Raw genomic sequence first — 18,746 nt, 5'->3', positions numbered from 1 at the left:
GCCTGCGCGCCGGGGCGGTCATCGTCGACCACGCCCTGCAGGCCGGCTCGGCCGGCGTCGCGGCGGCCGCGGCCGGGCAGGCGCGGGAACTCGGCCTCGACCCGGTTCTCGTTCTTCGGGTCACGGTCGACCACGGCACGGATGCCGGCGGTCCGGAGGCCTCCGCCCGCACCGCTCGGTACGCGGCCTTCGACCAGGCGCGGCGGGAGACCGGCGCGAGCCACATCCTCCTCGGGCACACACTCGACGATCAGGCCGAGACCGTGCTACTCGGCCTTGCCCGGGGATCGGGCCCCACAAGCCTGCAGGGAATGAAGCCGGTCGGCGGGCCGATTCTGCGGCCGCTGCTGGGCATCCGTCGCGCCCGGACCCGGCAATTCTGCGTGGATGCCGGCCTGCACCCCTGGCAGGACCCGCACAACGACGACCCCCGCTTCCAGCGGGTGCGGGTACGCCAGACCGTGCTGCCCGTACTCGAGCGGGAGCTGGGGCCCGGCGTGGCCGAAGCACTCGTGCGCACGGCCGGGCAGCTGCGCGAGGACTCGAGCGCGCTCGACGACATGGCCCGTGGTCTCAGCGAGCAGCTGAGCGAACCGCTCAGCGACTCTGCCGACGGCGCCGGAATCCGGCTGGACGCGAGCCGGCTCGAGACGAATCCGCCCGCGGTGCGCCAGCGGATCATCCGATTCTCGGTCGAACGGGAGTTCGGGGTGTCCCTGGAACGCGTGCACACGCTGGCCGTGCTGCGCCTGGTCACCGACTGGCACGGGCAGAAGCCGCTTGACCTGCCAGGCGTTAGGGTTATACGGCAGGACGGCTGGCTGATATTGACCGCGCCTGGACACGCCCCGAGTAAAGGACCCTCCCGCTCCCATGGAACCCCGCGACATTGAAGGCGACCTCACCGAGATTCTGATCGAGGAGGAGCAGATCCGCACCCGGCTCGCAGAGCTGTGCCGCCTGATTGAGGCGGACTATGCCGGCAGGGACCTGTTGCTGGTCGGCGTGCTCAAAGGAGCGGTCATGGTCATGGCCGATCTGGCGCGCGAACTCGTGCACCCGATCACGATGGACTGGATGGCGGTCAGCTCCTACGGGTCCGGCACGCAGTCCAGCGGCGTCGTGCGCATCCTGAAGGATCTCGACACCGACCTGCTCGGCCGCAACGTGCTCATCGTCGAGGACATCATCGACTCCGGTCTGACGCTCTCGTGGCTGCTGTCCAACCTGAAGTCTCGCGGCCCGGAATCCGTTGAAATCTGCGCCCTGCTGCGCAAGCCGGATGCCGCTCGCGTCGACATCGACGTGAAATACCTCGGTTTCGACATTCCGAACCAGTTTGTCGTGGGCTACGGTCTCGACTTCGACGAACGCTACCGCAACCTGCGCTCGGTGGGCGTTCTCGCCCCGCACATCTACAGTTGAGCCTGGTAGCGCTTTGGGCGAACACACGGTCTTCGTCCAGCGCGGTCACGGTAGCCTGTCACCACGATGAACGTCAAGAAGCTACTGCGCGGGCCGCTCCTCTACATTCTCCTGGCGATTGTTGCTGTGTGGGTAGGGTCGAGTCTCATTACCATGTCGGGATTCAAAGAGATTCCGACCCAACAGGGACTGGAGTTCCTGAAAGACGGGAAGGTTTCCGAGGCCACGATCGTCGACGGCGAGCAGCGCGTCGACCTCACCCTGACCAAGGCGGATAAAGACCTCGGTAGCGAGGTCCAGTTCTACTACGTCGCCCCGCGTGGCGAAGAGGTCATCACGGCCGTCACCACTGCCAATCCGGCCGACGGCTTCACCGACGAGGTGCCGAAGTCCAGCTGGATCCTGTCGCTGCTCGGCATCATGCTGCCCCTGCTCCTGATCGGCGCTTTCTTCTGGTTCATGCTCGCCGGCATGCAGGGTGGCGGCAACAAGGTGATGCAGTTTGGCAAGTCGAAGGCCAAGCTGGTATCCAAGGAGAGCCCCCAGGTGACGTTCGCGGATGTCGCGGGCGCCGACGAGGCCATCGAGGAGCTCGAGGAGATCAAAGATTTCCTCAAGGAGCCGGCGAAGTTCCAGGCCGTCGGGGCGCGCATCCCCAAGGGCGTTCTGCTCTACGGCCCTCCCGGAACCGGTAAGACCCTCCTCGCCCGGGCCGTGGCCGGCGAGGCCAACGTGCCGTTCTACGCGATCTCGGGCTCCGACTTCGTGGAAATGTTCGTCGGCGTCGGCGCGAGCCGCGTGCGCGACCTGTTCCAGCAGGCCAAGGAAAACGCCCCGGCCATCATCTTCATCGATGAGATCGACGCCGTTGGCCGTCACCGCGGCGCCGGCATGGGCGGCGGGCACGACGAGCGCGAGCAGACCCTCAACCAGCTGCTGGTCGAGATGGACGGCTTCGACGTCAAGGCGAACGTCATTCTCATCGCGGCCACCAACCGGCCCGACATCCTCGACCCGGCGCTGCTACGCCCCGGTCGCTTCGACCGTCAGATCGGCGTGGACGCGCCCGACATGCTCGGTCGCAAGCGCATCCTGGAGGTGCACTCCAAGGGCAAGCCGATGGCTCCCGGCGTCGACCTCGAGGTGCTGGCGCGCAAGACGCCCGGCTTCACCGGCGCCGATTTGGCCAACGTTCTCAACGAGGCCGCGCTGCTCACCGCGCGTTCCAACGCGCAGCTGATCGACAACCGCGCCCTCGACGAGGCAGTCGACCGCGTGATGGCCGGTCCGCAGCGCCGCAGCCGTGTCATGCGTGACAAAGAGAAGCTGATCACCGCGTACCACGAGGGCGGCCACGCGCTCGTGGCGACCGCAATGCGCAACACCGACCCGGTCACCAAGATCACGATCCTGCCCCGCGGCCGCGCCCTCGGCTACACGATGGTTATGCCGGTCGAAGACCGCTACTCCGTCACCCGCAACGAACTACTCGACCAGCTCGCCTACGCAATGGGCGGTCGGGTGGCCGAGGAGATCATCTTCCACGACCCGACCACCGGCGCCTCGAACGACATCGAGAAGGCCACCTCGACCGCGCGCAAGATGGTCACCGAGTTCGGCATGAGCTCGGCTGTCGGCCCGCTCAAGCTCGGGCAGGGTTCCGGTGAGGTTTTCCTCGGCCGCGACATGGGCCACCAGCGGGACTACTCCGAGCGGGTCGCCGAAAGCGTCGACGCCGAAGTGCGCCAGCTGCTTGAAGACGCGCACGACGAGGCTTACCAGGTGCTGATCACGAACCGGGCCATCCTCGATGAACTGGCCGCCGAGCTGCTCGAGCACGAGACGCTCGACCAGCACGCGCTGGCCGGGCTCTTCACGGGCGTCGTCAAGCTGCCCCCGCGGCCGCAGTGGCTGTCCAGTGACAAGCGTCCGGTCTCCGACCTGCCGCCCATCGCGATGCCGACCCCCAAGGCCCTCATCGAGAGCGGAGTCGCCGATGGCAGTACCGCTGGCGAGACCGCCGCGCGCACTCCGGCCCGCGCGCCGGCCCGTACCCCTCGTCCTGCCACCGCGTAGGCCCCCGGGTGGCAGTGGACAGGGTTCGGATCGAAGCCGCGGTCGCCGAGATCCTCGCCGCAATCGGTGAAGATCCCGCCCGTCCGGGCCTCAGGGCGACCCCTCGCCGGGTGGCCGAATCCTACGGTGAGCTCTTCGCCGGGCTGGCGGTGGACCCGGTCGACCACCTGCGTGACACGATCCCGGTGGGCCCGCACACGGGTGAACTGGTGCTCCTGCGCGACATCGCCTTCCGCTCCGTCTGCGAACATCACCTGCTGCCCTTCCTCGGCATCGCCCACCTTGCCTACGTGCCGAACGAACGGGTCGTGGGTCTGGGCAAGCTGCCGGCTGTCGTCGACACGATCGCCGCCCGGCCCCAGATGCAGGAACGCCTCACCGAGGAGATCGCCGAGGCGCTCCAAATCGGGCTCGCACCGCTCGGCGTACTGGTCGTGCTCGACGCCGTGCACGGCTGCGTGACCGCCCGCGGTTCGCGCCAGACCGCCAGCTCGACCGTCACGATGGCCAGCCGCGGGTCCCTCGCCGAACCCGTGAAGCGCGCCGAGATCATGGCCCTGATCGGCTCCGGCCGGTGACCCGGCCGCGCACCCTGATCATGGGGGTGCTCAACGTCACACCGGATTCCTTCAGCGACGGCGGCCGGTGGGCATCGACGGATGCCGCGATCATCCACGCTCTCGACCTGCAGTCCCAGGGAGCCGACCTGATCGACGTGGGCGGCGAGTCCACGCGCCCCGGCGCCGGCCGGGTCGCGCCCGCCGAGGAGCAGTCCCGGGTGATCCCGGTGATCAGCGAACTCGCCCGGCAGGGGCTTTCGATCAGTGTCGACACCCTCAATTCGAGCACCGCGGCCGCCGCGGCCGCCGCCGGGGCGCAGATCATCAACGACGTCTCCGGCGGCCTGGCGGACCCGCTGATGGCATCCCTCGCCGCACGCAGCGGGCTGACCTACGTCGCCATGCACTGGCGGGCGCATGCCCCGAAGATGGACGACCTCGCTGTCTATGGCGACGTCGTCGCCGAGGTGCGGGCCGAGCTGGTTGCGCGGGTCGACATGCTCACCGCGGATGGCCTGCCGCCGGAGAAGATCGTGCTCGACCCGGGGCTCGGCTTCTCGAAGCTGCCCGAGCACAACTGGCGTTTGCTGGCCCACCTGGACGCCTTCGCCGACCTGGGGTTCCCGGTCATGGTCGGTGCCTCTCGCAAGCGGTTCCTCGCCGGGGTGCTCCCGGCCGACGCGGGCGTGCTGGAACGCGATCTGCCGACCGCCGTGGTCAGCGTGCTGGCCGCGCAGGCCGGCGCCTGGGCGGTGCGCGTGCACGACGTCGCGGCGACGCGAACGGCACTGAATGTGCTGGCACTGGCGGATTCCGCCAGAATGGAACCATGAGAAGCGACTCCATCACGCTCACCGGCCTGCGGGTCAACGCGCACCACGGCGTCTACGACTTCGAGCGGGAAAACGGACAGGACTTCGTCATCGACGTAACGGTTTGGCTCGACCTGCGGCGTGCCGCCGCGAGCGACGATGTGACGCAGACCATCCACTACGGCGAGCTCGCCGTGGAAGTGACGGATGCTGCCCGGCACAACCCGGTCGACCTGATCGAAACCGTCGCCGAGCGCATCGCCGTTGCGGTGCTGGCGCACGACGCCGCCGACACGGTGCAGGTGACGGTGCACAAACCACAGGCACCGATCTCCGTACCGTTCACGGATGTCGCGGTGCAGATCGTGCGGACGCGCGCATGACCGACGCGACCCCGGCGCTGCTCGCCCTGGGCAGCAATCTCGGCGACCGCATGGCCACCCTCACCGCGGCGATCGACGCGCTGGAGCAGGTGCCCGGGCTCGAGCTGACCGGCGTCTCCCCGGTCTACGAGTCCGCCGCGGTGAAGGTCGGCGGCGTCGACGACGAGGCACCGCGCTATCTGAACCTGGTGGTCGGCATCCGTTACACCGGGCACCCGCACACCCTGCTCGACGCGGTGAACGCCATCGAGAACGACCACGGTCGGGTGCGGGTCGAACGCTGGGGCGACCGCACCCTCGACATCGATATCATCGTCTTCGGAACGGCCTCGCTGCACGACGAGCGCCTGACCATCCCGCACCAGCGGGCCGCCGAGCGCGACTTCGTGCTGGCCCCGTGGTTGGACCTCGACCCGGCCGCAGTGCTGCCGGGCCGCGGCCCGGTGCGCGCGCTGCTCGGCGCGATCAACACCACCGTGCAGCGGTACCCCGCACTGCCGTCCGCGGGCGGCAACCGGTGAAACGTACGCAGCCGTCGGCGCTGATCGCCCTGGGTCTGGCCGGCCTGGTCGTCGTGTTCCTGCTCGAGCTGGCCGCCGCGGCCGGCGGCTCGGCGATGTTCCTGCCCCCGGCCACCCTGCCGATCGCGTTGATCGCGATCGGGATCGGCGTCCTGGCGCTGGCCTGGCCGATCCGTCAGGCCATTCGCGGCACGGTGCGGAAACACGTCAACCCGTTCCTGGCCATCCGGGTGGCGCTGCTGGCGAAGGCGTCGGCGCTGAGCGGGGCGCTGCTTCTCGGCGGCGGACTGGGAATCGTGCTCTACATCCTGACCCGCTCGGTCGTGCCGGCGGTAACATCGTTATGGCCTGCAATCGGGACGGCGGTAGGTGCCGGGATCCTTCTGACCCTGGGGCTCGTGGCCGAGCACTTCTGCACGCTTCCCCCCGATGACGACGATCAAGAGCAGGGAGAAGTGCGTGCCTGACGCGGCTGTAGGACTGGACCTCCCCGACGTGGAGGAGTGGAAGCGCGTCTCCCCGCGTTATGTGGTGGTGGAGACGGTCGGCACGATCGTCTTCGGACTGGTGCTCACGGCCATGGCCGCGGCGGTGTGGCTGCTTCTCGACGTGCAGTGGGCGCTCTACGTGATCGGCGCGATCGTGTTGATCACCGGGGCCAGTGTCGCCTTCGAACCGCGCCGGGTGCGGGCCATCGGCTATCAACTGCGACGCGACGACCTGCTCTTCCGCCGGGGCATCATGTTCACCCGGTTCGTGTCCGTCCCTTACGGGCGGATGCAGCTGGTCGATATCACGCGCGGCCCGATCGCGCGCTGGCTGGGTCTGGCCGACCTCAAATTCGTGACCGCGGCGGCCTCGTCGGGGGTGCTCATCCCGGGGCTCGCCGAGGCCGACGCGGAGAGCCTGCGCGACCGGCTCGTGGAGCTGGCCGAGAGTCGCCGGGCCGGGCTGTGACCACGCTCGCCGACGGGGAATGGCACCGGCTGCATCCGGCCAGCCCACTGCTGCGCGGCGGCATCTTCATCGTCGCCGTGCTCGGCTTCATCATCGCCAACCTCCGCGAGCGGCTGATCGACGTCTTCTTCGGGGTGCCGAGATACGGCGGCGACCCGATCGACGCGATCCTCGAGCGCGGCGTCGTCGGCTGGGCGCTGCTCGCGGTCGCGGTCGTGCTTGTGCTGGTCCTGGCGGTCTTCTACCTGTCCTGGCGCATGCACACCTTCCGGGTCACCGGGGAGGTCGTCGAGGTGCGTAGCGGAATGCTCTTCCGCAGCAACCGCCGGGCCCGCCTCGACCGCATCCAGGGTGTCAACATCGTGCGCCCGTTCATCCCTCGCCTGATCGGCGCCGCGAAGCTCGAAGTCAGCGTGGCCGGTCAGGACGCCAATGTGCAACTGGCCTACCTGGGTTCGACCCTGGCCGACCAGCTGCGACGGGACATCCTTCGCCTCGCGTCCGGACTGCGGCAGCAGGCCGTTCCCGCCCCGGATGCCGCGCTGGCCCAGACCTCCCGTCTCGGTCTCGCTCCCGCGTCACCCCTCTCTCCCGCGACCGCCGCCGCCGACCGGGCCCGGGATCTCTTCGCGCCCGAGCTGGACCCCGACGCCGCCCCGCCGGAATCGGTGGTGCGGATTCCGCCCGGGCGGCTGATCGGATCCGTCGTGTTCAGCGGCTTCACGGTTTTCGTCGTGCTCGCCGGAATCGCCCTGATCGTCGGCGTGACCGCCGGCGGCAGCGACTGGCTGCTCGTAGCCTTCATCCCCACCCTGATCGCCAGCGTCAGCTTCTATTTCACCAGGGTCATCAAGTCGCTGCGCTACAGCATCGCCGGCACCCCCGACGGCGTGCGGGTCGGCTTCGGGCTGCTCACTACTAGCAACGAGACCCTGCCGCCGGGCCGGGTCCACGCGATCGGCGTCTCGCAGCCGTTGCTCTGGCGCCCGTTCGGCTGGTGGCAGGTGCGCATCAACACGGCCGGCCACTCCAGCACCCAGGGTGCCGCCGGCGAGGCCAACACCACAACCCTCCCGGTGGGCACGCTCGCCGACGTCGCCCGGGTGCTCGAATTGATCCTGCCCGGGTTCGACTCGGCGGAGCAGCAGGCCCTGATCGAACGGGGCCTCCGCTCGAAGGGCGGCGACGACGGCTTCACGAACGCGCCGCGCCGGGCGGCCTGGCTGCATCCGTTCTCCTGGCGCCGCACCGGCTACACCGTCGTGGGCGGCATCGCTCTGCTCCGGCGCGGCGTGATCTCGCGGGAGCTGGTGCTGGTGCCGCTGGCCCGGTTGCAGAGCGTCGCCATCTCGCAGGGCCCCGTGACCCGGATGCTGCGCCTCGCCTCCGCCCGGCTGCACACCGTCGCCGGGCCGGTCTCCGCCTACCTCGGGGTGGTGGCCGCCGCAGAGGCCCTGGTTTTCTTCGACCGGATCGCCTCCGGGGCCATCTCGTCGGCCCAGTCCGACACCAGCCACCACTGGAACCAGCCGATCCAGGACCAGCCGACCGCGGCCCAACCCACCTGGAAGCAACCGAACGGAGTCATCGAATGACGCCGCGTCCCGGACGCCTCGGAATCGGCATCATCGGTGCCGGCCGGGTCGGTCCCATCCTCGGCGCCGCCCTCGCCGGCGCGGGCCACGCGATCGTCGGGATCTCCGCCATCTCGCAGTCCAGCCGCGACCGGGCCGAGGCGATTCTTCCGGGCGCGCCCATCCTCACCGTTCCCGAGATCGTCGAGCGCAGCGAACTGGTCATCATCGCCGTGCCCGACGCCCAGCTCGAGAGCCTCGTCAGCGGGCTCGCGGCCGCCGGAACCTGGCAGGCCGGCCAGCTTGTGTTGCACACCTCGGCCCGGTATGGCACCTCGGTGCTGGCCCCGGCGCTGGCCGGTGGCGCAATCCCGCTGGCCATCCACCCGGCCATGAGCTTCACCGGCACCAGCATCGACCTGGCCCGCCTCGCCGACAGCTACTTCGCGGTGACGGCGCCCACGCCAGTGCTGCCGATCGGGCAGGCGCTGGTCGTGGAGATGGGCGGCGAGCCCGTGATCGTCGCGGAGGCCGACCGGGCTGCCTATGCCGAGGCCGTTGACACCGCCACGGCGTTCTCCACCTCGATCGTGGAGCAGGCCACCGGGCTGCTGGCCGGCATCGGCATCGAGCACCCCGGAGCGGTGATCGCGCCGCTGATGCGGTCCGCCATGGAGAACGCGCTGGCCCGAACCAGCCCCGACCGTCTCGACCTCTCCCAGCTCGACGCGCTGGACGCGCTCGACACCCGCGACCAGGACGGTTTCGACGAATGACACAACCGCAACACACCGGAGGACGAGTGAACGTGCTCACCAAACCAGCAGTCATCGGCAGCATCGAGGAACTGCGGAGCCGCCTGACCGACGCGCAGAGCCGCATCGAGAGCGCGCGCGCCGGGCGCGGCGAGGCCGGGCTCGGGCGACCACGCATCGTGCTGGTCCCGACCATGGGGGCCCTGCACGCCGGGCACCTGACCCTGGTTCGCCGGGCCCGCAGCCTCGGCGACATCGTCGTGGTGTCGATCTTCGTCAACCCGCTGCAATTCGGGGTCGGGGAAGATCTCGGCAGCTACCCGCGCATGCTCGAGGCCGATGTCGCGGCTCTGGCCGCGGAGGGCGTGCCGTTCGTATTCGCGCCAACCAGCCAGCTGATGTACCCGGACGGCGCCGCTTCCACTTGGGTTGTCGCCGGCGCGGTCGGCAGCCTCTTCGAGGGCGCTGCGCGCCCCGGGCATTTCGACGGCATGCTGACGGTGGTTGCGAAGCTGTTCAACATCGTCGGCCCCGACGTGGCCGTGTTCGGCCAGAAAGACGCGCAGCAGGTCTTCCTGGTCGAACGGATGCTGGCCGACCTCAACTTCCGCACCCGCATCGAGGTCGTCCCGATCGTGCGCGAAGACGGCGGCCTCGCCCTCTCCAGCCGCAACCGCGCGCTCGAACCGGCGCAGCGCGCCGCCGCCCGGGCGCTGTCCGCGGGGCTCGAGGCCGCAGCATCCGTCGCCGCCCAGGGGGTCGGCGCCGCACTGCAGGCCGCCCACGCGCGGATCGACGTGCAGCCGCTGGTTAAACTGGACTATCTCGTTGTCGTCGACCCGCGGACCTTCCTTCCGGTCGGGGGCGAGCATCACGGCCCGGCCCGCATGCTGGTCGCCGCGCTGGTCGGCCACACCCGGCTGATCGACAACGTGGCCCTGGACCTTCCCTAGGCCGCACCACCCGCACGACCGTCACCAGCCAGACCCTCACCAGCCCGACCTTTCATCAACACGTCGTCACATCAATGAGCACGCGCGGGAGCGACGGGCATCGCCCGGCCGCCACCTGCCACGGAGAACCGCATGAGCGAGCAGAACCCAGCACCGACCGAGGCCGAAATCGTGGCCGCCGCAGCGGCGGAGGCCGAGACCAACGAGCAGAAGGTCGTGCGCCTGGCCAAGCGTGACCGGTTGAACGCCGCCGCGACCAGTCCCGCCGGCGGCGCCTACCCGGTGTCCGTGCCCGTCACCGACACGATCCCCGCCGTGCGTGCGCAGTTCGGCGACCTCGAAGCGGATGCCGTCACCGGCGTCATCGTCGGCCTCGCCGGCCGCGTCGTGCACCTGCGCAATACCGGCAAGCTCTGTTTCGCGAGCCTGCAGTCCGGGGACGGCAGCCGCATCCAGGCCATGATCTCCCTGGGGGCGGTGGGGGAGGAATCCCTCGCCGATTGGAAAGACCTCGTCGACCTCGGCGACCACCTCTTCGTCTCCGGCGAGGTCATCTCCTCCCGCCGCGGCGAGCTCTCCGTCATGGCGTCGGAGTGGCAGGTCGCCGCCAAGGCGCTGCTGCCGCTGCCGAACCTGCACACCGCGCTCAGCGAGGAGACCCGCGTGCGCAGTCGGTACCTCGACTTGATCATTCGCGAGCAGGCCCGCCGCAGCGTGATCCAGCGCTCGCAGACCGTCGCTAGCCTGCGCCGCACCTTCACGGAGCTGGGCTTCATCGAGATTGAGACGCCGATGCTGCAGGTCATGCACGGTGGCGCATCCGCTCGCCCGTTCACGACCCACAGCAATGCGTTCGACACCGACCTCTTCCTGCGGATCGCGCCGGAGCTGTTCCTCAAGCGCGCCGTGGTCGGCGGCATCGACCGGGTCTACGAGATCAACCGCAACTTCCGCAACGAGGGCGCCGACTCCACCCACTCGCCGGAGTTCGCGATGCTGGAGGCCTACGAGGCTTACGGCGACTACAACTCGATCGCCGACCTCACCCAGAAACTGATTCAGGATGCCGCGTTCGCCATCGCCGGCTCGCACGTGGTGACCTGGGCCGACGGCACCGAATTCGACCTGGGCGGCGACTGGGACCGCATCGGCATGTACGACAGCCTGTCCGCGGCCGTGGGCTACGTGATCTCGCCGGCCACCCCGCTCGCCGACTTGAAGGTGCTCGCCGACACGGAGGGGCTCGATATCGACCACCCCATCCACGGCAAGTACGTCGAGGAGCTGTGGGAGCACTTCGTGAAGGGCGGCCTGACCCGCCCCACGTTCGTGCTGGACTTCCCGATCGACACCAGCCCGCTCGTGCGCGGCCACCGCGGTGTGGCCGGGGTGGTCGAGAAGTGGGACCTGTACGTGCGCGGCTTCGAGCTGGCCACCGGCTACTCCGAGCTCGTCGACCCGGTCGTGCAGCGTGAGCGCTTCGTCGAACAGGCGCGCCTCGCCGCCGGCGGCGACCCCGAGGCCATGCGCCTCGACGAGGAATTCCTGCGGGCCCTCGAGCACGGGATGCCGCCGACCGGCGGCATGGGCATGGGCATCGACCGTTTGCTGATGGCGCTGTCCGGGCTGGGAATCCGGGAGACCATCCTGTTCCCACTGGTGAAATGATCATCCGATGAGGTCGAATCCGCCTCGCGAGCCTGTGCCCGGCGAGCCTGTGCCCGGCGAGCCTGTGCCCGGCCAACCGATCCCGCGCGTCCGTCGTCGTCCGTCCCTGCTCGAAATCTCGATCTGGGTCGGCGTCGGGGGAACCGGGATCTACGCAATCGGAACCGGTATCGCAGGGCTGCTGAACACGTAAACGCCGCGCGCCCGCCCGCCGTTTTCCCGTATCGTTGGAGACATCATGGATAACTTCTGGGTCAGCGCTTTCTGGGCGCTCCTGCCCACCGTCGCCGTCGGGCTGATCTTTTGGATCGTGATGCGTTCCATCGTGCGGGCGGACCGCACGGAGCGTAAGGTCTACGCCCGGATCGAGGCGGAAGAGCGCGCCAAGCTCGGGCTCGATAAACCGGTTACGTAGCACCGAATGTTCGGCATCGACATCTCGACCATCATCCTCGTGATCGCCCTGGTGGTCGATTTCTCCATTCGCGTGGTGGCAATCGTCGTCGTTCCTCGCAACCGTCGGCCGACATCGGGCATGGCGTGGCTGCTAACGATCTTCTTCCTGCCCTTCATCGGCGCCTTACTCTTCCTGCTCATCGGCTACCGAACCCTGCCGAAAAAGCGACTGGAAATGCAGGAGGAGATCAACCAGTTCATCCTCGACAGCACCGAGGGAATCGATCAGGTGCGTCGCGATCATCCGTGGCCGCTCTGGCTCGACTCGGTCGTCGAACTCAACCGCAATCTGGGGGCGATGCCGCTGGTCGGCGGCAACGAGGCCCGCCTGCTCGGCGACTATGAGGGCACGTTCGCCGAGATGGTCACGGACATCGATCGGGCCCTCAATTTCGTGCACGTCGAGTTCTACATTCTTTCCCTGGATCCGACCACGGCACCATTCTTCGACGCCCTCGAAAACGCCGTCAAGCGCGGCGTGACCGTGCGCGTGTTGATGGATCATATCCAGTCGATGCGCAAGCTCGGCTACCGCGAGACGCTGCGCCGGCTCACCGACTCCGGCGTGAAGTGGGAGCTCCTGCTGCCGCTGCAGCCGCTCAAGGGAAAGTGGCAACGGCCGGATCTGCGCAACCACCGTAAGGTGCTGATCATCGACGGCACGGTCGGTTACATGGGGTCGCAGAACGTCATCGACCGCACGTACAACATGCCGGGGAACATCCGTCGCGGCCTGAAGTGGAAAGACCTGATGACGCGGGTCGAGGGACCGATCGTGTCGGGTCTCAACGCGATTTTCATCACCGACTGGTACAGCGAGACCAACGACCTTCTGACCCGGGACATCCAGCCGGTGTCAACCGAGGTTGTGCCGCACTCCCTGGACTGCCAGGTCGTGCCCAGCGGACCCGGCTTCGAGGGCGAGAACAACCTGCGTCTGTTCCTCGCTCTGCTCTACTATGCACAGGAGCGCATCATCATCACGAGCCCGTACTTCGTGCCAGACGAGTCGATCATGTACGCCATCACGACGGCCACTCAGCGCGGGCTGCGGGTGGAGCTGTTCGTTTCCGAGGTCGGCGATCAGGCCCTCGTCTACCACGCGCAGCGCTCCTACTATGAGGAGCTGCTTCGGGCGGGCGTGAAGATCTACCTGTACAAGGCTCCCTACGTGCTGCACGCCAAGCATTTCACGATCGACGACGAGGTGGCCGTGATCGGGTCGAGCAACATGGACATGCGCTCGTTCAGCCTCAACTTCGAGGTATCGATGATGGTGCGCGGACGCTCCTTCGTGCAGCAGTTGCGGGCGGTGGAAGACGGCTACCGGGAGGACAGCCGTGAACTCACCCTGGCGGAATGGATGAAGCAGCCGCTGCGCTCCACGGTGCTCGACAATCTCGCCCGGCTGACCTCCGCGGTGCAGTAGCGGCGTCCGGCTCGGCTCCGAGCCCCGGCACCTCGCCTCACCCAATTCGGCGGTGGTCGAGGGGGCACTCCCTCGACGATGCGCGACGTGCCCAACAGGCGTTCACGAGCCGGAGACCGCACGACCAGGAGCTCGGTTCGGTGGTGAACCAATTCGACGGAGATTTTGGGAAAGAGGGAAGTTTTTCAAGCTAACCTAACCGCTTTTGCCAAAATCTCCGTCGAATTCGTTCGGGGGCGCGGGTGAAACGTGTTTTTGGCCGGTGCCCGTGCAGAGGCGTGTGTGCATAGTACGCTTCCGCTCATTCTCGCCACGTTCATGTTCTTGCTCACGGTGCTGCGGAGCATCCGTTCTGACGGCGTGATCGCTCTGGTTTTCTTCCTGGCTCACCTGGCGATGCAGATCCGGGTCGAGGTGATCGCACAAATCTTTCTCCCGCACAGGGGTTTTATGCCGGTCGACTTGGCTGGTTCCGAACCCGGGGCGCGCGGTTCGAAAGCGCCGTCTCCGGGTTCCTGCTGGACATCGTCGCCACGGCCGCCTGTGCGGCCGTCGTCGGACTCGCTGAAACTCGAGCAGAGGCACAACTCCACGCCCGATCTCAATACCTGCGTGCACTCACTGAGACCGAGTGCGTGGAGCCGGTCGCAGGTGTCCTCAGCCGGTGGCTGGGTGCAGGCTCGACGCAGCGACCCGCGCCACCCGGGGAAGGGGTGCGTTCTCCCCGGATACGATGCTGCGAATGACGGCGATCGGCAGTTTGGGCTCCCGGTTCGCGTCGGTCAGGCCGTTGGTCTCCTGCATTGTGTCCGTCAGCTGGGTGTAACAAAAGCCCGAGAGGAGCGGGTTGTCCCGAAGGCTTCCCACGAGACCTGATACACGATTTTCGAAGTCCTCATGGCTTGTCGCTGTCGTGTAGCCCCACGAGTCATCGGCAGCATCGGGCGCGAAGCTGACCCCGCCGAATTCAGTGACCATGATCGACTGGCCATCGACTTCGCGGGGGATGAGCTGCAGGCGACGCCCTGCCGGACCCATACCCGCAACGAGGGATCGGATGGCGTCGATGTCCTTGTAATTGGCGTCGAGCTGCTCGGCCGTGCCCGCATAGTCGTGGATTGTGAGGATGTCAGATATGGCGTGTTCCCAGCCGTCATTGGAGATGACGGGGCGGCTCGGATCGAGCGCGCGAGTCAGGTGGTAGAGCGACTGGGCGAAGCTCAACTGGGCGTCGTCGTGTGCGATCTGTTGAACACCCCAACTCTCGTTGAGGGGAACCCAGGTGACGATTGACGGATGCGATCGGTCGCGGCGCACTACTTCGGTCCATTCGCGGGTGACTCGCGATACTGCCTCCGAAGAGAACTCGTAGGTGCTGCCCATTTCACCCCAAATGAGCAAGCCGAGCCGGTCCGCCCAATAGAGGAATCGAGGGTCCTCGACCTTTTCATGGATTCTCGCGGCGTTGAACCCGAGGGCCTTGATGAGTTCCACTTCGGCTCGCAGAGCTTCGGCCGAGGGCGCAGCGAGGTGCGACTGCGGCCAGTAGCCCTGCTCCAGCACCGATCGTACGAAGTACGGTCGGTCATTGAGCAGGAACCTGCCGCCCGCGACACCGACGCTGCGAAGCCCGAAATAGGAGAAGGACTCGTCGAGAATGCTTCCGTCGTCAGCAATGATCGAGACATGCGCGTCAATCAGTCGTGGGTTTTCCGGTGACCAGAGGAGAGCTTCACAGGCCTGACCGTTCGCCTGCCGAGAAATCTGAATGGTTGCCTGTGATCGCGGCTCAACGGCCAAGAAAGACTGCCGGGCGAGAATTTCGCCCGCGATGGACAGTTCCACCTGAACAGTAACGCTCGGCGCCGGTCGCCGCGTCAGCTCCACCTCGATCGCGACGTCCCCAGCCGGCACGTTTGGAATCCAACGCAGTGCCGTGATGCGCTGATCCGGCACAGACTCGAGCCAGACCGGTTGCCAAATCCCCGTAGTGCGGTGGTACCAAATGACGTGCGCATCCTCAAGCCAATCCTGTTTGCCCCGCGGCTGAGCTACGTCGTGGGGGTCATCCTCGGCACGAACCACGAGCACGCAGTCCTCTTGGGGCGACAGAGCTTCGGTGATGTCAAAGGAGAATGGCGTCTGGCCGCCCTCGTGAGACCCGATGAACTGGCCATCGATCCACACAGATGCGCGGTAGTCGACCGCCCCAAAATGCAACACCACTCGGTCACGCCCGCGGGACAGTCCGCTCGCGGCCACGTCTTCGGGGCTGATGATGCGGGAATACCAGACAACGGGATGGAAGCCCGGCTCGGCGATTCCTGACATCTCCGACTCAGGCGGAAACGGAACAGTGATGACCCGGCCAAGGTGTGCAGGGTTTGCGAACCACTTCTCGCTTCTGCCGATGTCGTGATCGTCGTGTTCGAATGCCCACTCGCCGGCGAGATCGTGCCAATTCGGGCGGACAAGTTGCGGGCGGGGATACACGCCACCCTGGGCACTGGCAGAAATCGGGAGAGAACGCGACATACCGCAATCATGCCGCCAAATTACAGCGCTGTAAAGTCTGAGTGTCGGTCGAGGCGTCAAGGAGCAAATGGAGCGCTCTCGCGCACCTCGAGTGAATGCCCCACGATCCTGTGGCGGCCAACCCCCCGGTATCCAGCGATTCGTTCCTCGAGGAGATCGAAAGCAGCCGCGGCGATAGCGGTCTTCCTCGGCGCCACGGAGGTGAGTGTCGGGGACGTGTACGCGGCCAGGAAGGTGTTGTCCCAACCGACCACGGCCACATCTGCGGGTACCGATCGCCCGGAATCATGGAGGGCTTTCAATGCTCCGATCGCAAACCGGTCGTCGCGGCTGACCACGCCGTCAAAACACACCCCGCGCTCAATCGCCTCGGCAACCGAACGAAGGCCTGCTTCAGCCGTGAATTCCAAGGCCGTGAATACCAGCTCAGGATCCAGCTGGACCCCGGCCTCCAGGAGACCCTGTTGGTAGCCGAGAAGGCGCTGATTCGTCGAACCAGTGATGTCCGCCGCTATGACACCGAGAAAAGCGATGCGTCGACATCCTCTCGCTAAGAGGTGCCGCGTGGCATCGAGAGCGGCCGAGATGTTGTCGATCATCACGTGGTCTGTCATGACAGGCATGGCCGCCTCGCCGAGCAAGACCAGCGGAGTGCCAGGATCGAGCTTCGCAATGTCGAGCGATTCCATGCGGACGGGGTGAAAGATCACGCCGTCGACCAGCCCAGCCTCCCGATCGCTGAGTACCGCCCGTTCCGCGACGGGATCGCTCAAGGTCTGCTCGATGATGACTCGGTATCCTCGTCGAGTTGCTTCTTCGGCAATGTGACGGGAGAGTTCCGAAAAGTACGGGTGGTCGATTTCGGGGATTGCCAGGGCGATCATTCCGGTTCTTCCGGTAGCCAGACGCCGCGCCGTAAGGTTGGGTCGGTAGCCGAGCTGGTCAATTGCCGCTTGCACCTTCTCGCGGAGCGCCGGGGCCACGTGAGGATAGTTGTGAACGACGTTTGAGACGGTCTTCATGGATACGCCCGCGAGCTCCGCGACGTCTATTAGTCGAACCCTTGCCATGTTTGTCCCGTCCCGTCCGGTCCATCCTAAGGCGACTGTGGCCAGGCGCTGGAAACGGTGTTTGTCGCGGATCCTCGCAGACTAGACAAACATCTTTCTAGCGCTGTACATTGACGGAAGGCGCTCGTCTGCCGCTCCGATTGGTGCGGGGAATGGGCGGCCCGCTTCGCGCATGAGTCGCGGAGCGATGTTTTCGATGAGGAGGACGAACGATCATGAAGCAGAAAGACTTCCTGGGGCGGCGAGTGATTGGGGCCACAGCTCTCGGTGCCGCACTCATGCTGGTACTGGCCGGATGCTCTGCGGGCGGAACCGGGCAGGCGGCGAGTGAGCCCTTCACCGGTGAATACACCGGACCTGAAGTGGAGCTGTCCTACTGGAACGGCTTCACCGGCGGGGACGGTCCGTTCATGGAGAAGATGGTGTCCGACTTCAATGCTGAGCATGACAACATCACGGTTGTCTCGAACACGATGCAGTGGACCGACTTCTACCAGAGACTGCCCGCAGCGGTGACCGCCGGCGAGGGTCCCGACGTCGGCGTGATGCACCTGGACCAGCTCGCGTCGAATGCCGCGCGAAACGTCATAGTACCGATCGACGATCTCGCTGAGGACTTGGGTCTCACGTCAGATGACTTCAGCGACGAAGTCTGGAATGCCGGCGTCTATAAGGACGCCCGATACGGCATTCCGCTCGATGTGCATTCACTGGCCATGTACTACAACACCGAACATTTCGCCGCCGCTGGGATCGAAGGGGCCCCGACCGACGCGGCTTCCTTCCAGGAGGCGCTCGACAAGCTCAAAGCAGCTGGGTACGAAACTCCATTCTGGATGCCGACGCGGTGGCCGAGCCACCTCATGAACCTCTCCGTGCTGTGGCAGAACGACGGTGAACCATATGGTGACGACGGGGCAACGTTTGATTCAGCAGCCGGGGTAGAGGCACTTGAGTGGCAGCGCTCCATCGTGGACGACGGTTACAGCCCGAGTGACGTCGCCATCGACTCTCAGTACGTCGCCTTCAAGAATGGTGAGACCTCGATCACATGGGACGGCATCTGGCAGATCAACGATCTCGCCGAGTCCGGTCTGCCTTACGCGGTCGCTCCGGTCCCCACAATTGGTGACACGGATGCCGTATGGGCCAACTCCCATAACTTCTTCCTTCCCCGCCAGGCAAACGCCGACCAGAACAAGGTCAACGCATCGAAGGTGTTCATCGCCTGGATGAGCGAGCAGTCCGCCGAGTGGGCGAGCTCGGGCATGATCCCCGCTCGCCAGTCGGTGCGTGATGCGGGTGCCCTCGACGGCCTGCCGCAGGAAGCAATCGCGGCAACGATCGATTCGATGCGTTTCTTGCCGCCCATTCCCGGGATCGGTGGGGTTCAGGCCGAGACCCTCGAAATCGCAGTCGCCGACGGGGTTCAGGGAACGACGACGCCGAGTGACGCGCTCAAAAAAGCCGCCGGCACGGCGACGAAACTCATGGCCGACAACAAAGCCTCGTTCGGGGACTGACCAGTGTCGACGAAGGTCGGTGAGCGCGCCCTCCCCATGGGGAAGGGGG

At 66.6% G+C, this 18,746-nt stretch carries 18 protein-coding genes; 16 read left to right on the top strand and 2 right to left on the bottom strand.

Annotated features, from left to right (window positions below):
- The 15 genes from tilS to cls form a co-directional block, all read left to right on the top strand.
- A partial coding sequence (tilS, locus tag E3T34_RS15270; RefSeq protein ID WP_134343457.1) for a tRNA lysidine(34) synthetase TilS occupies positions 1-893 on the top strand: 893 nt, incomplete at its 5' end.
- Positions 874-1,425, top strand: a complete 552-nt coding sequence (gene hpt, locus E3T34_RS15265) for a hypoxanthine phosphoribosyltransferase (protein WP_104102464.1) — start codon at positions 874-876, stop codon at positions 1,423-1,425. The genes tilS and hpt, both read left to right, overlap by 20 nt.
- A gap of 66 nt (positions 1,426-1,491) precedes the next feature.
- The gene (gene ftsH / locus E3T34_RS15260; RefSeq protein WP_134343456.1) at positions 1,492-3,501 is read left to right on the top strand and encodes an ATP-dependent zinc metalloprotease FtsH; all 2,010 of its coding nucleotides are present in this window, start codon (positions 1,492-1,494) and stop codon (positions 3,499-3,501) included.
- 8 nt (positions 3,502-3,509) lie between these two features.
- Positions 3,510-4,079 carry a GTP cyclohydrolase I FolE gene (gene folE / locus E3T34_RS15255; protein ID WP_134343455.1) on the top strand — a complete coding sequence of 190 codons (570 nt, stop codon included), beginning with the start codon at positions 3,510-3,512 and terminating at the stop codon, positions 4,077-4,079.
- 20 nt (positions 4,080-4,099) lie between these two features.
- The gene (folP, locus tag E3T34_RS15250; protein WP_134343466.1) at positions 4,100-4,894 is read left to right on the top strand and encodes a dihydropteroate synthase; all 795 of its coding nucleotides are present in this window, start codon (positions 4,100-4,102) and stop codon (positions 4,892-4,894) included.
- Positions 4,891-5,256: a dihydroneopterin aldolase gene (gene folB, locus E3T34_RS15245; RefSeq protein WP_104102455.1), complete on the top strand. Its 366-nt coding sequence runs from the start codon at positions 4,891-4,893 to the stop codon at positions 5,254-5,256. The genes folP and folB overlap by 4 nt, the downstream gene beginning before the upstream one ends.
- Positions 5,253-5,777: a 2-amino-4-hydroxy-6-hydroxymethyldihydropteridine diphosphokinase gene (gene folK, locus E3T34_RS15240; protein WP_104102453.1), complete on the top strand. Its 525-nt coding sequence runs from the start codon at positions 5,253-5,255 to the stop codon at positions 5,775-5,777. Before folB ends, folK begins: the two co-directional genes overlap by 4 nt.
- The gene (locus E3T34_RS15235) at positions 5,774-6,244 is read left to right on the top strand and encodes a DUF3180 domain-containing protein (protein ID WP_104102450.1); all 471 of its coding nucleotides are present in this window, start codon (positions 5,774-5,776) and stop codon (positions 6,242-6,244) included. The genes folK and E3T34_RS15235 overlap by 4 nt, the downstream gene beginning before the upstream one ends.
- A complete protein-coding gene (locus tag E3T34_RS15230) occupies positions 6,207-6,734 on the top strand; it encodes a PH domain-containing protein (RefSeq protein ID WP_104102447.1) in 528 nt (175 codons plus the stop codon). Before E3T34_RS15235 ends, E3T34_RS15230 begins: the two co-directional genes overlap by 38 nt.
- On the top strand, positions 6,731-8,329 hold the full coding sequence (locus E3T34_RS15225; RefSeq protein WP_134343454.1) for a PH domain-containing protein: 1,599 nt from the start codon (positions 6,731-6,733) through the stop codon (positions 8,327-8,329). The genes E3T34_RS15230 and E3T34_RS15225 overlap by 4 nt, the downstream gene beginning before the upstream one ends.
- On the top strand, positions 8,326-9,084 hold the full coding sequence (locus E3T34_RS15220; RefSeq protein ID WP_104102442.1) for a Rossmann-like and DUF2520 domain-containing protein: 759 nt from the start codon (positions 8,326-8,328) through the stop codon (positions 9,082-9,084). Before E3T34_RS15225 ends, E3T34_RS15220 begins: the two co-directional genes overlap by 4 nt.
- 32 nt (positions 9,085-9,116) lie before the next feature.
- On the top strand, positions 9,117-10,016 hold the full coding sequence (gene panC / locus E3T34_RS15215) for a pantoate--beta-alanine ligase (protein ID WP_241977429.1): 900 nt from the start codon (positions 9,117-9,119) through the stop codon (positions 10,014-10,016).
- A 132-nt stretch (positions 10,017-10,148) separates the two neighbouring features.
- A complete protein-coding gene (gene lysS, locus E3T34_RS15210) occupies positions 10,149-11,684 on the top strand; it encodes a lysine--tRNA ligase (protein WP_104102437.1) in 1,536 nt (511 codons plus the stop codon).
- Positions 11,685-11,922: 238 nt separating this feature from the next.
- The gene (locus E3T34_RS15945) at positions 11,923-12,099 is read left to right on the top strand and encodes a hypothetical protein (RefSeq protein ID WP_166784554.1); all 177 of its coding nucleotides are present in this window, start codon (positions 11,923-11,925) and stop codon (positions 12,097-12,099) included.
- Between the two features lie 6 nt (positions 12,100-12,105).
- Positions 12,106-13,569, top strand: a complete 1,464-nt coding sequence (gene cls, locus E3T34_RS15205; RefSeq protein ID WP_104102434.1) for a cardiolipin synthase — start codon at positions 12,106-12,108, stop codon at positions 13,567-13,569.
- Between the two features lie 657 nt (positions 13,570-14,226).
- On the opposite strand, the gene E3T34_RS15200 is transcribed toward cls, so the two are convergent.
- Both E3T34_RS15200 and E3T34_RS15195 read right to left on the bottom strand, forming a co-directional pair.
- Entirely contained in the window at positions 14,227-16,164 is a 1,938-nt protein-coding gene (locus tag E3T34_RS15200; RefSeq protein WP_370327736.1) for a glycoside hydrolase family 2 protein, read from the bottom strand.
- A complete protein-coding gene (locus E3T34_RS15195) occupies positions 16,161-17,174 on the bottom strand; it encodes a LacI family DNA-binding transcriptional regulator (RefSeq protein ID WP_104102425.1) in 1,014 nt (337 codons plus the stop codon). Before E3T34_RS15195 ends, E3T34_RS15200 begins: the two co-directional genes overlap by 4 nt.
- Positions 17,175-17,389: 215 nt before the next feature.
- On the opposite strand from E3T34_RS15195, the gene E3T34_RS15190 reads away from it, so the two are divergent.
- Positions 17,390-18,697 carry an ABC transporter substrate-binding protein gene (locus E3T34_RS15190; protein WP_134343452.1) on the top strand — a complete coding sequence of 436 codons (1,308 nt, stop codon included), beginning with the start codon at positions 17,390-17,392 and terminating at the stop codon, positions 18,695-18,697.
- Positions 18,698-18,746: the final 49 nt, after the last annotated feature.

Origin of the sequence: Cryobacterium sp. TMT1-62 (genome assembly GCF_004403145.1) — a bacterium.
Lineage (GTDB): Bacteria > Actinomycetota > Actinomycetes > Actinomycetales > Microbacteriaceae > Cryobacterium > Cryobacterium sandaracinum.
The sequence above is the reverse complement of the archived record's forward strand: the minus strand, read 5'-3'. Positions and strand labels throughout refer to the sequence as shown.